The following is a 12,173-nucleotide window of genomic DNA, read 5'->3' as shown; positions in this document are numbered from 1 at the left end:
GCCGTCGAGAGGATTGCGACGGCCTCGTCTTCTATCCGGGCCCGTTATGGCAAGGCTAGCGGACCTCGACTCGCATCGAGCCCACGCCGACGATGCCGGCGTCGATGATGTCTCCGGGCGCCACCGGTCCGGCGCCTGGCGGCGTTCCGGTCAGGAGGATGTCGCCGGGATACAGCGTGAAAAACGACGACACGTATTCGATCAGGCGCGGCACATCGTTCAGCAAGTTGCGCGTGTTACCGCGTTGTCGAGGCTGACGATTCACCTGTAGCCACAAGCCGAGGTTGCCCGGATCGGCGATTTCATCCCGCGTGATGAGCCAGGGGCCGAGCACCGTGTGCGCATCCAGCGATTTGCGCAGCCCGCGCTCCTCGGAACCCTTCATCGTCATGTCCAGCGCCACGGTGTACCCGACGACGTGATCCATCGCGCGCTCGCGGCTCACGTTGCGGCACCAGGAACCAATGACGACCGCCAGCTCCACTTCGTGATCGTGCTGCCGGCCCGGCCAGGCCAGCTCGATGCCGTCGGACGGACCGGCCAGCGACGTGCTCGCCTTCAGGAACAGGCCGTCGCGATCCAGCGTGCTGACCGGGTAGTCCGCGTCATCGGCGGGCTCGTGATAGTTGTTGAGCGCGCCGAGGATCTTGCTGGGGTTGGCCACCGGGCTCTTGAGCGCGCAGTCGGCCAGGTGACGCGGCTCGCCGGTGAGCATTTCCTGGTCGATCAAGTGCTTCAGCCGGCCGAAGTTGGCGATCAACAGGTCCCCCGGATCGAAGGGCCAGCGCGTCGCGGGGATGGAATCCAGCACCGAGGTCACATCGACGACCCTGTCGCCGCGGAGCACCCCGACTCTGTCGGTATCGAATCTACATAAGCGCATGCGGCCGGCAGCTTCCCCTACCGTGCCGTACCGTGCAAGGGTGGGCCGTGCAAGAGCCGGTGTATTCGTGTAGAAAGACCGCCTTGTGCAGCAGGCGCCCGTGACCGCAGGCCGGGCGATCACATTCAAGAAGTTACATAAAGATGAAGCAGGTTCGCGGCAAAACCTTCACCGGGCAGCGCGTGGTACTGGACGGCAAGACGTTCATCGACTGCCATTTCAAGGACACCAATCTGGTCATCGAGGGCAATGGCCTCTTCGAGATGCAGAATTGCAAGATCGAGGAAGACTGCCGCCTGGCCGTGGAAGGTCCGGGGCAGGTGCTGCTGCACACGCTGAAGATGATGCTGTACTCCGGCGGTTGGATGTCTCGCGTCGCCGATAACGTGCTGCACGCGGTGAAGCAGCCGCCGAAGGGCCGGAAGAAAGCGGGTAGCGGTTAGTGGTTAGGGGTTAGTGCGGAAGAAAAGGCCGAAGTTCGGCTGCGAACCATAGGCTCTTGGACATCGGGCCGCTAAGATCGCGCCCGAGTCCGGAGTTCCCTCTGGCCAACCACTAACCACCAACCGCAAACCGCTTCCATGCACAACCTGACGACTGCGGGTGTCGCCGAACTGCGCGCCGCCCATGAAGACATTCGCCGACGCTACCAGGCATTTGCCGAGCGCAAGCTCAAACTCAACCTGACGCGTGGCAAACCGTCGTCGCAACAGCTGGACCTGTGCAACGAATTGCTCAGCCTGCCCGGTGCCGACTATCTGGCCGGCGCCGTCGACACTCGCAACTATGGCGAGTTGCAGGGCCTGCCGGAACTTCGCGCGCAGCTGGCACCGTTTTTCGGCGTTACAGCGGATCGCGTGATCCTCGGCGGCAATGCCAGCCTGTCATTGATGCACGACGCGGTCGTTTATTCGCTGCTCAAGGGCACGATCGACAGCCAGCAGCCCTGGTCGCGCGAATCCCGCGTGGCGTTGCTGTGCCCGGTGCCGGGATACGATCGACACTTCTCCATCTGCGCGCAGTTCGGCATCGAGATGATTCCAGTACCCATGCTCGATACCGGCCCCGACATGGCCGTGGTCGAGCGACTGGTCGCCGCCGATGCCCAGATCAAAGGCATGTGGTGCGTACCCAAGTACAGCAACCCGTGCGGCACGGTGTATTCGAACGAAACGGTCGAGCGCCTGGCGAAGATGAAGACGGCCGCGCGCGACTTTCGTTTGTTCTGGGACAACGCCTACGCCGTGCACCACCTCACCGCCGAGCGCGTCGAAATACCCAATGTCGATGAGCTGTGCGCGCGTCATGGCCACCCGAATCGCGCCTTCATCTTCGGCTCGACGTCCAAGATCACGTTCGCCGGCGCGGGCGTCGCTTTGTTCGCCGGTTCCAAGGACAACGTGGCCTGGTACCTGAAGAACATGAGCATCCAGACCATCGGCGGCGACAAGGTGAATCAGCTGCGCCACATCCGGCTGTTCAACCGCAATGGCGGCGTGACCGCGCTGATGGAGCGGCATCGCGAAATCCTGGCGCCGAAGTTCGAGCAGGTGTTGAAAACGTTCGAGCAGCAGCTCGGCGCTTCGGGCGTGGCGCGCTGGACTCGACCCAGGGGCGGTTATTTCATTTCGCTGGAAGTGCTCGATGGCTGCGCGAAGCAGGTGGTGAAGCTGGCGAAAGAGGCGGGCGTGGAGCTCACGCCAGCGGGCGCGACGCATCCGCTGGGCAAGGATGAGCACGATCGTTTCATTCGCATTGCGCCGAGCTTCCCGGAATTGCCCGAAGTGGCCCAGGCCGCCGAAGGCGTCGCGGTGTGCGTCTTGCTCGCGGCGACCGAGAAGCTGCTGCAGTCGCATGCCGGCTGATCGCAGCGACGCGGCGCTCGAAACGCTGTTCCTGCCGTTCAGGGAAGGTCGCCTGCCGTGGCCGACCGGCGGCGCGATGTTCCTTCGCGCGCGCGATGGTTGGCCCATGCACCAGCGGCCGTTGCCCGGTCTGTTCTGCGAGCAGAGCTTCAAACCCGAAGCTGATGCGTTGTTGCAGGCGGGTTTCGCCGTCAACCAGGCCGACGCGCCGAAAACCTATGAGCTGGTATTGATCCTGCCGCCACGCCAGCGAGACGAAGCGCGCGCCTTGATGGCGCGTGCGGTCGCGATGACCAAGCCTGGTGGCCGCATCATCGCCTGCCAGAGCAACGATGAAGGCGCGCGTTCCAGCGAGGCCGATCTGGCGCAGCTGGCCGGCGGCGTCGAGTCGATGAGCAAGAACAAATGCCGCGTGTTCTGGACCGCGTCGCTGGCAAGGCTCGATGTTTCTTTGTTGGCGCATTGGCAAACGCTCGACGAGCCTCGGGCCATTGCGGATGGCCGGTTCCTGAGCCGGCCAGGCATCTTCGCCTGGGATCGCATCGATGTGGCATCCGCGTTGCTCGCCGAGCATCTGCCGGAAGATCTCGCGGGACGCGCCGCGGATCTTGGGGCGGGGTTCGGGTATTTGTCTGCTGAGCTGCTGACGCGTTGTCCCGGCATCACGGCGCTCGATGCCTACGAGGCGGAGAATCGTGCACTGGAGCTGGCGCGAGTGAATCTCGAGAGTTTCGAAGCGCGCGTGGCGATCGACTATCGCTGGCACGATGTCGCCGCGGGCTTGCCTGATACATACGATGTCATCGTCACCAATCCACCGTTCCATGCGCAGCGTGGCATCGACCGGCCCGACATCGGACGTCGATTCATTGCCGTGGCGGCCGATGCGCTTGGTCCGGGCGGCAGATTGTGGCTGGTCGCGAATCGTCACCTGCCCTACGAGAACGCGCTGAGCGAGAGCTTCGCCAAGGTCCAAACGGTGGTACAGCAGCATGGCTACAAGATCATCGAAGCCGTGCGTGCCCGGTCCGCCAAGGCGGCGCGATGAGATTGCTCAGGCTCATCGCCAATCTCGGTTACGGCAGTCGCAAGGAAGTGCTTGCGATCTTTCGCGACGGTCGCATCACCGATGTCGATGGCGAAGTGCTGTATTCGGACGACAAGGTCGAGCACGCGCGCGTGCGCATCGATGGTCAACCTCTCGATCCGCCGCACGGCATGCTGCTGATGATGCACAAGCCGACCGGTTACACGTGCTCGACCACGGATCCGGGACAGATCGTTTATGACTTGTTGCCGCCGCGCTTTCGACATCGCGATCCGGTGCTGGCGACAGTGGGTCGGCTCGATCGGGAGACCACGGGTTTGTTGCTGATGACCGACGATGGCAAGTTGCTGCACAAGATCGTCTCGCCCAGATCCAAGCTGCCGAAAGTCTATGAAGCGACGCTCGCGCGCGATCTGCGTGGTGATGAAGCCAAAATATTCGCCAGCGGCAAACTGATGCTGGAGTCCGAACGCGAGCCGCTGGCGCCAGCGAAGCTCGAAGTGCTCGGTCCCCGGCAGGCGCGGCTCACGCTCACGGAAGGCCGCTATCATCAGGCGCGACGCATGTTCGCAGCGGTTGGCAATCACGTCGAAGCGCTTCATCGCAGCCGCGTCGGTGGCCTGGAGCTGGGCGATCTGCCTATGGGCCAGTGGCGCTTGCTGGACGCCGCGGATCGTGAACGATTGTTTACCGTGCCTGAGCACTGAGCACTGAGCACTGAGCACTGAGCACTGAGCACCGGCCCGGCTTTTGACTGTGGCTGGTTGATTCTTGCCCGATTCTGCAAACATGCCCGGGGTACCCGGGACAAGCGCACCGGTCTATGCTGGAATCGCTCTGGCTGGATCTTTCCAGATAGCCTATTCGTCGTTGTCGTGCTTGCTCAATCGAGGCCGCAGCCATGAGCGCAGCCATGGATTCCATCGCTCCCGAAGTGCCCAACCTGGATGAACAGCAGGCCGAGCTGGCCGCGCTGGTGGCCCGGTGGACTCCCAACGAAGGTGTGCATCCATCCGCCATTCGCGGACTGACGGTCATTCGCGGCAATTCGCCTTCGATCCCGACGCCCTCGGTCTACGAGCCTTCGCTATGCATCGTCGTCCAGGGGCGCAAGCGCTGCTTGCTGGGCGATGACATCTATTACTACGACGCGTTGAATTACCTGGTGGTGTCAGTCACGTTGCCGGCGGTGGGTCAGGTGATCGAGGCCACGCCGGAGCGGCCGTACCTTTGCCTGCGGTTCGAGCTGGATGCGCGCACCATCGGCGAGCTGCTGTTGCAGGTTGGCCGCAGCGGCGTGCCGCCTTCGACCGACCGTGGTTTGTATGTTGCACGCACCGGCCCGCAATTGCTGGATGCGGTCCTGCGCTTGACGCGATTGCTGGAAGAGCCGCGTGACGCCGCGATTCTCGCCCCTCTGGTAATGCGCGAAATTCATTACCGGGTGTTGACCGGCGAGATGGGCCATCGATTGCGCGAGTTGTGCGTAGTGGACAGCCAGGTCAATCGCGTGGCTCGCGCCATCGAGCTGTTGCGCAAGCGATTCACCGAATCGTTGCGCATCGAGGATCTGGCCGCGGCGGCGCACATGAGCGAATCCTCGTTGCATCATCGCTTCAAAGCGGTGACCGCCATGTCGCCGATGCAATTCCAGAAACACCTGCGATTGCACGAGGCGCGGCGCCTGATGCTGACCGAGGGGCTGGAAGCCGCTGCGGCCGCGCATCGCGTGGGCTATGAAAGCCCGTCGCAGTTCAGCCGGGAATATCGGCGGCTGTTCGGTGCGCCGCCGCGCCGGGAAATCGAGACGGTGCGCGGCGGCGGGCTGTTGCCTGCCTGAATTCCCGCAGCGGTTAGCGGTTAGTGGCTAGTGGTTGGTCAGACCAGAAGCCAACCTTGCTCCATTCCGGACTAACCGCTAACCGCCAACCGCTAACCACTGCGTAGTAGAATGGCGCCGTCCCCAGAGGAGTCCGTGCGGAGCCTTCGATGAGCATGTCATTGCGCGAGCAGCTGCTGGCCGCCGGCCTCGGCAGCAAGAAGCAGGCGCGCCAGGCCGAACAGCAGCAAAAGCAGCAGCACCACCAGCAGGCCAAGAACCGGGCGCTGCGCGAGGAGCAGGAAAAGCGTGCCGCTGAAGCCCGGGCCAAGGCGCAGGCCGCCAAGGCCGCGCGCGACGCCGAGCTGAACCGTAAGCGCCAGGAAAATCAGGAGCGCAAGGAGCGCTGGGCGCAGATCAAACAGCTCATCGAGCAACACCGCCTGCCCAAGCCCGACAGCGAGGAATACTTCAACTTCATCGATCGCGGCAAGGTGCGTCGGATCACCGCCGACAATGCGTTGCGTGAAAAGCTGATCGCCGGCAGCATCGTCATCGTTCGCTGCGAGGGCAAATACGACCTGGTGCTGCCGGAAATCGCCGAGCGCATTCGCGAGCGCGACGAGCGGGCCGTGGTGAAGCTGAATGCGACAGAATCCAAGCCCGCCGAAGACGATCCGTACAAGGACTTCGTGGTGCCCGACGATCTGATGTGGTGAACGGCTGCTGGCGATTTCAGTCGTAGGCTTTGGCCGAGTTGTAGTCGTGGTAGTCGAGCGCTTCGCGGGCGCGTTCCTGATAGCGCTGCGCTGACAGGCGCATGTTGTTGTCTTCGACCTGGAATGGCGTCTGCGCGATATATTCCAGCGCACGCGGCACGCCGAACTGATCGATGATCGGGCCAATCAACAGAATCCCGCCGTAGCGCTGCACGTCCAGATAGACCTGATCGCCCTTGTTCCAGAGGCTGCGCCGGAAACGCGCAAAATCCTCGGGCCAGATCATGTCGATGCGGTTGGCATTGAAGATCGGCGTGCGCACTTCCTTCAGATGCTCGTTGATGCCTTCGACCAGCATTTCGCAGGGCAGGCGCTTGCCCAGGTCGTGCGACTTGCAGTCCTTGTGCGGCCAGGAGAGCCCGCGCTCCTTGGCCGCCTCCTGCAGGAACGCGGTCCAGATCAGCTGGTCGATGGTCTCCACCACCGGAAAGGCGCTGCGATACTGTTCATTCTCATAGAACGGCCAGTAATAAGCGGCGGCGCGCAGTGGATTGGGGATCTTGGAGCTGAGCAGACGCCGGGGGAACACCAGCGCCCGGTGCTCCTGATCGTATGTTTCCTTGCCGTCGGTGGCGGCCAGTTCCTTGCTGCCGGCGAAACGCACGGTGAGTGCGGCCGGCAGGGTGCCGAGCAGATCGCCGAAGGCGTTGGTGATGGCCTCGGTGCGGTAGCTCACCAGTTCAATGAAACGTTGCTTGCACTGTTCGCGATTGACGCTCTCGCAAGCGAAGCTGAGCAGGGGAAACAGAAGAGTGATACACGCAAGTCCGAGACGCATCATCGTTGCAGCTCCCGACCATCGGCACCGGCGAAACCTTCTTGTTCATCAGGTTTGCAGTATCCATGCCGAGGATAAGCAAGCAACGACACGCACGCACGGAAGTTCCATGCTGAAAAGCGCCGCAGGGAAACTCGTCATCGCAAGTGACGATTTGCGTCGGATATTTGCGCCGATTATCGCGACGGAGGAAACAATTCTCACTGCCAGGCTGGCAGGACCCGGCGAGTGTGCCGGGCCGGGTGACACACTGTCTCAGAATCCGACCACGATGGCGTAGACAATGGCGGCGATCAGCAGCCATTTCACCAGATAATAAACCGGTTTATTCCATTCCTTGATGCTCAGGCTGAGCGTGCGAATCCGGTACACGTAAGAGAATATGTGATTGAGGATGCCGACGTGCTCGCCGGGCACGTTCTGTGTTGCCGCCGCGCGAATCATGCCGCGGCCGATAGTGCGATTAATCCATCGCAACACGGGGTTAGACAACGGACGCTCGATGTCGCAGAAAAGAATCACGCGCGTGACGTCGGTGCGATTCTCGGCCTGGTGGATATAGGTTTCATCGAACATCACCGCTTCGCCGTCCTTCCAGTAATACTTCTCGCCGTCGACGATGATGTGGCAATCCGGCGAATTCGGCGTGGCCAGGCCGAGGTGATAGCGCAGCGAGCCGGCGAATGGATCTCGATGCGCGCCGAGGCGCGAGCCGGGCGGTAGAAGTGTAAACATTGCCGCGTTGATGGAAGGAATTTTCGCCAGCAGCTCCGTCGTCTTCGGACACAGCGCCGCGGCCGAGGGCAGGAAGTCGCCGTACCACTTCAGGTAAAAACGCTTCCAGCCGCGCTTGAAGAAAGTGTTGAAGCCGATGTCGTTGTAGCTGGCGGCCGCGCGAATGTGACCTTCATCGAACAGCTTCAGCGCCTCGTCGCGGATCATCTGCCATTGCCCGGTGACCTGCTGCAGCTCCGGAAAGTCCCGCACGTCGGCATAGGGCTTGGCTTTTACCGCCGAGAACAGATACATCAGGGTGTTGTACGGCGCCAGCAGGTTGGCGTGATCCGCCACCAGCCGTGAAAACTTATGGCGCACGCGGCCTCGAAACTGCACAAAGGTGACGCAAACCAGGAACGTGCCAAGGACGAGCAGCCGAGGTGACAGCAGCGAGTGATACATAGCGAGGCGCGCGGAGTGGACAGTGTACTGTGTTGGCAAAAGGATACTCACGGCGCGCTGAAGAACAAGTTGCGATAGAGAATTGCAGTGTTGACGCTACATGAGTAATTCCACGGATTCGCGCTTGTGCATCGCAATCGGTCGTTCATCGACAGTGAAGACAGTGAATCGGAGTCAAGACATGAATCAGCCAGCCTCGAACCCGTTACGCCAGGTCCATCAACTCGGTCAGAGCATCTGGCTGGATGACATTCGCCGCAGCTGGCTGCGCGACGGGCATCTGGCCCGGCTCATCGCCGAGGATGCGCTGGCCGGTGTGACTTCCAACCCGGCCATTTTCGCCAAGGCGATCAGCGAAGGCGCCGAGTACAACGATGCAATCACGAGCCTGGCGCGCGCCGGCCGCAGCATCAATGACATCTACGAGGCGCTCGCCCTGGAAGACGTGCAGGCCGCTGCCGATCTGTTCCAGTCGACTTATCGGGCGGCCGGCGGCGGCGATGGTTTCGTCAGCCTGGAGGTGTCGCCGCACCTGGCCGACGACACCCGGGGCACTGTCGCCGAAGGGCTACGGTTGTGGCAGGCATTCAACCGCCCCAATGCCATGATCAAGGTGCCGGGCACGCGTGCCGGGTTGCCGGCGATTACCGAGTTGATCGCGGCCGGTGTCAACATCAACGTCACGTTGCTGTTCAGCGTCCAGCGGTATCGCGAGGTGGTCGACGCGTATTTGAGCGGGCTCGAGCAGCGGGTTGCGGCGGGCAAGCCGATCGACAACGTCGCCTCGGTGGCCAGCTTCTTCCTGAGCCGGATCGATACGTTGGTCGATGCCAGGCTCGACCAGATGAACACTCCCGAAGCCAAGGCTCGCCGTGGCCGTGCGGCGATCGCCAGTGCGCGGCTCGCGTACCAGTACTACAAGCAGTGGGTCGGCAGCGATCGTTGGCGAGCGCTGGCTGATAAAGGCGCGAAGCCGCAGCGCTTGCTGTGGGCATCCACGTCGAGCAAGGACCCGGCGTACAAGGACACGATGTATGTAGAGGCGCTGATCGCTCCGAACACTGTCAACACATTGCCGCCCGCGACCATCGATGCATATCGCGATCACGGTGAGCCCGCGGTACGCATCGAAGACGATCTCGACGAAGCGAAGCAGACCGTGCAAGTGCTCCGAGACCTGGGCATCGATCTCGAAGCAGTGAGCGAGCAACTGGAGCGGGAAGGGGTGAAGAAGTTCAAGGAGCCCTTCGATGCGTTGCTAGCCACGTTGGCCAAGCGAGCCGGGAAATAAGAGACAACGTCGGTGGCACGCGGATCGCCGAGGGATACCCCCTCGGCGGCAGTGGTAACGTTTAAAGCGACTTTCCAAACAACTCACATTGCGGCGGCGTGAACCCTTCCGGCGTCGGCGGGTCGCGGTGGATCTTCAAGTACTCCACGATGGCGAAACGCTGCGCATCCGTGAGCTCCGGGCCGATGACGCCGTGAGGTAGCGGATTGGCCTTGGGGTCCTGGCGATGTTTGCTCCACGTCGCAGCATCGGCCGCGAAGGCGTGACCGATGTTCCGATTGCCGGGGATCGTCGTATCCAGCCAGAAGCCATCGCTGTCCCCGTCTTCATCGGGCTGCGTGGCATACCCGACGTGCACGGGATCGAAGTCACGGCGGCCGACAAAGAAACGTTGCTCGCGTTTTTCCGGCGGCACCAGCATCTGATACAGCGTCGGTACGGAGCCGTTGTGCAGGAACGGCGGCGTGGCCCAGACGCCTTGCAGCGGTCGCGGCTTGTAGCCAGCGATCTGCTGCGGCAGGTCGAGCGCCCCGAAACCTTCCAGGCATCGTTGTGTGGCGTAGTCGATGCCGTAGTCGGCATAGAAGCGGTTCTTGATCAGGATGCCGACCAGGTTCAACGCCAGGCCCTCGGTCAGCTGGGTCACATCCAGGCCGCCGACGGTCTGCTCGATGTTGGTGGCACCATTGCGCACATCCCACAGCAGGTTGACCGTGTGGCAATCGAGATTGCAGTCGAGCGGGTCGGCGGGCTGCGAGGCTTGCAGCACGGGCATCGGGGAGAGCAATGCCTCCAATGCCGCGTCGATGGCATCGAAGCTTTGCTGCGGCAGGCTTGGCGTGGCATCAGCATCTGGATCGGGATAATCGGCGAGCAATGCTGGCAACTCACCGGTCGGCAGTTGCTGCGCTTCGCGCAGGCGAATCACTTCGCGCAAACGGAAGCGGGCGTCGCGAGCCAAGGAACGCACGAGCAACGGGCGCAGCGTGTCCGCCAGCTCGGCATTGGTGAGCCCCGTGCTGGAAAGGTTGTAGCGACGTTTCAGGAATCCCTCAGCGGCATTGGGATCGGTGCCGATATGGTCCAGCGGAATCACTTCGATGCGCCATTCCACCTCGGGTGACGGCTTCAGAGGCGCGGTGGCCTGCTGGCGCGCCAGGTCCGATACGTTTGGTCCGTGACACTCGCGGCAATATTGTTCGAACAACTGACGGCCTTGCTCGGCTTTCGCCTGGTCGATGGCACCCAGGATATGTTCCGGCCACGCTGGCGGCGTGAGTAGCTGCAGGGTGTGCTCGATACGCTGCAAGCCAGGGATATCTACGCTGGTCCGGAATCGATGCTCCAACGGCAGCGGCTCCTTCATGCTGCTGCGCCACGGTGACACGGCGCCGACGCCGAGTGCCTCGCCAATGTTTCTAGCCAGCGGCTGCGCGACCGAGCCGTTGTACTGCACCCAGTCGAACTTCCAGATGTTCCACACATATGGATAGCTGACCGGCGCATCGCCGATTTGATAGTTCTCGGCCGTCAGGTGATCGCCGAACGCGGTATTGCCGATGCGGCCCAGCGCGTCGGTGCGGCCGAAGCCTTCGTGCACTGGATACAACTTGCGCAACGGGTTGTTCTGGCCGCTGCCCAGCATGGCCTTGATCGAGGCCCACAGTGCGTCTTTCAACTGCGGCTTCGAGTCGGGATAGCTGGCACCGAGCACGCGCCTGGCGAAGCGATCGAACTTCCAGGGTTTGACCGCGGTATCGATCAGCGAAGCGAGCAACACCGGCGCGAAGCTGCCTCGGGACATATCGGTGAAGGCGTGCATGGCCTGGCCGCCATCGATGCGCAGCGCGACTGTGCGGCCGTCTTTCTTGAAATGAATCTCGCCCGTGTGACAGGCGGCACAGGTGATATCGAGCACGTACTCGCCGATGGCCGGATCGAAATGCTTGGTGAAGCCGACAGGCAAGTGATCCGGATTGGCCGGGCCGGGCTGGGGGTCCACCACGAAGCGGTACTTGCGCATGTGCTCGGGCGCGGCGAAGCGGTCCTTGGAGAAAGGCAGCTCCAGGTGTACGAACCAGTCGTAGCGAACCGCGCCCGCCGAGGCCCCTTGCGGCATCGAGGTGCCTTGCGCAGTGTAGTAATAGGTTTCGCGCTGCGGGCTGTGCTGCCCCTCGCCCCAGTTCTGGTCCAGCCACACGTACTCGTCCACCGGTTCCAGCGCAGGAATGCTGTGCGAGGGCCACAGCACGAACCATGCGAAACCGGCCACCGCGACCAGGGCGAGTGCCAGTGCCAGTCTCAGCACCCATCGAATCAGCCGCCGCATGTAGCGCTCCTTGTTGTCTGCTTCCGCTTGTTGTTGGTGCGGCCAAATGGTCCCGGCCGCTTCTACGAATCCGTCACATCGGCGAGGCGGAAGTTACCGACCGGCTCACACAGTGCCCGCTGACGAATTCACAATTCCAAACTTTCATGTCTCGCGAGGTCGCGGCCGAGTGCGCGGTGTCGCATACTTCGCGCGGTTCCTT

General features: G+C 62.4%; 11 protein-coding genes. 7 read left to right on the top strand and 4 right to left on the bottom strand.

The annotated features are described in order from the left end of the window. Positions 1-55: 55 nt before the first annotated feature. Positions 56-883, bottom strand: a complete 828-nt coding sequence (locus VGE08_RS24735) for a fumarylacetoacetate hydrolase family protein (RefSeq protein ID WP_331070608.1) — start codon at positions 881-883, stop codon at positions 56-58. A 143-nt stretch (positions 884-1,026) separates the two neighbouring features. Here VGE08_RS24735 and VGE08_RS24730 point away from each other — a divergent pair, with 143 nt between their 5' ends. The 6 genes from VGE08_RS24730 (at position 1,027) to VGE08_RS24705 (ending at position 6,334) form a co-directional block, all read left to right on the top strand. Next, positions 1,027-1,326 (top strand): hypothetical protein, encoded by a 300-nt coding sequence (locus tag VGE08_RS24730; RefSeq protein WP_331070607.1) that lies wholly within the window; start codon positions 1,027-1,029, stop codon positions 1,324-1,326. A gap of 138 nt (positions 1,327-1,464) precedes the next feature. Next, positions 1,465-2,748: an aminotransferase class I/II-fold pyridoxal phosphate-dependent enzyme gene (locus VGE08_RS24725; protein WP_331070606.1), complete on the top strand. Its 1,284-nt coding sequence runs from the start codon at positions 1,465-1,467 to the stop codon at positions 2,746-2,748. Continuing rightward, positions 2,738-3,796 carry a class I SAM-dependent methyltransferase gene (locus tag VGE08_RS24720; RefSeq protein ID WP_331070605.1) on the top strand — a complete coding sequence of 353 codons (1,059 nt, stop codon included), beginning with the start codon at positions 2,738-2,740 and terminating at the stop codon, positions 3,794-3,796. The genes VGE08_RS24725 and VGE08_RS24720 overlap by 11 nt, the downstream gene beginning before the upstream one ends. Further along, a complete protein-coding gene (locus VGE08_RS24715; RefSeq protein WP_331070604.1) occupies positions 3,793-4,503 on the top strand; it encodes a 16S rRNA pseudouridine(516) synthase in 711 nt (236 codons plus the stop codon). Before VGE08_RS24720 ends, VGE08_RS24715 begins: the two co-directional genes overlap by 4 nt. Before the next feature lie 194 nt (positions 4,504-4,697). Further along, positions 4,698-5,636 (top strand): AraC family transcriptional regulator, encoded by a 939-nt coding sequence (locus tag VGE08_RS24710; protein WP_331070603.1) that lies wholly within the window; start codon positions 4,698-4,700, stop codon positions 5,634-5,636. Between the two features lie 149 nt (positions 5,637-5,785). Then, positions 5,786-6,334, top strand: coding sequence for a DUF2058 domain-containing protein (locus tag VGE08_RS24705; RefSeq protein ID WP_331070602.1), 549 nt, complete (start codon positions 5,786-5,788; stop codon positions 6,332-6,334). Between the two features lie 16 nt (positions 6,335-6,350). Here VGE08_RS24705 and VGE08_RS24700 read toward each other — a convergent pair whose 3' ends face one another. Together VGE08_RS24700 and VGE08_RS24695 are read right to left on the bottom strand one after the other, a co-directional pair. Continuing rightward, on the bottom strand, positions 6,351-7,175 hold the full coding sequence (locus VGE08_RS24700) for a hypothetical protein (RefSeq protein ID WP_331070601.1): 825 nt from the start codon (positions 7,173-7,175) through the stop codon (positions 6,351-6,353). A 252-nt stretch (positions 7,176-7,427) separates the two neighbouring features. Then, on the bottom strand, positions 7,428-8,351 hold the full coding sequence (locus tag VGE08_RS24695; RefSeq protein ID WP_331070600.1) for an aspartyl/asparaginyl beta-hydroxylase domain-containing protein: 924 nt from the start codon (positions 8,349-8,351) through the stop codon (positions 7,428-7,430). Positions 8,352-8,532: 181 nt separating this feature from the next. Between VGE08_RS24695 and tal the strand changes: the two genes are divergently transcribed. Further along, on the top strand, positions 8,533-9,642 hold the full coding sequence (tal, locus tag VGE08_RS24690) for a transaldolase (protein ID WP_331070599.1): 1,110 nt from the start codon (positions 8,533-8,535) through the stop codon (positions 9,640-9,642). A gap of 61 nt (positions 9,643-9,703) precedes the next feature. Here the strand turns inward: tal and VGE08_RS24685 are convergent, their stop codons facing one another. Then, a complete protein-coding gene (locus VGE08_RS24685) occupies positions 9,704-11,971 on the bottom strand; it encodes a di-heme-cytochrome C peroxidase (RefSeq protein WP_331070598.1) in 2,268 nt (755 codons plus the stop codon). Positions 11,972-12,173 lie beyond the last annotated feature (202 nt).

Origin of the sequence: Steroidobacter sp. (genome assembly GCF_036406195.1) — a bacterium.
Classification (GTDB): Bacteria; Pseudomonadota; Gammaproteobacteria; order Steroidobacterales; family Steroidobacteraceae; genus Steroidobacter.
This window is presented reverse-complemented; position numbering and strand designations above follow the sequence as displayed.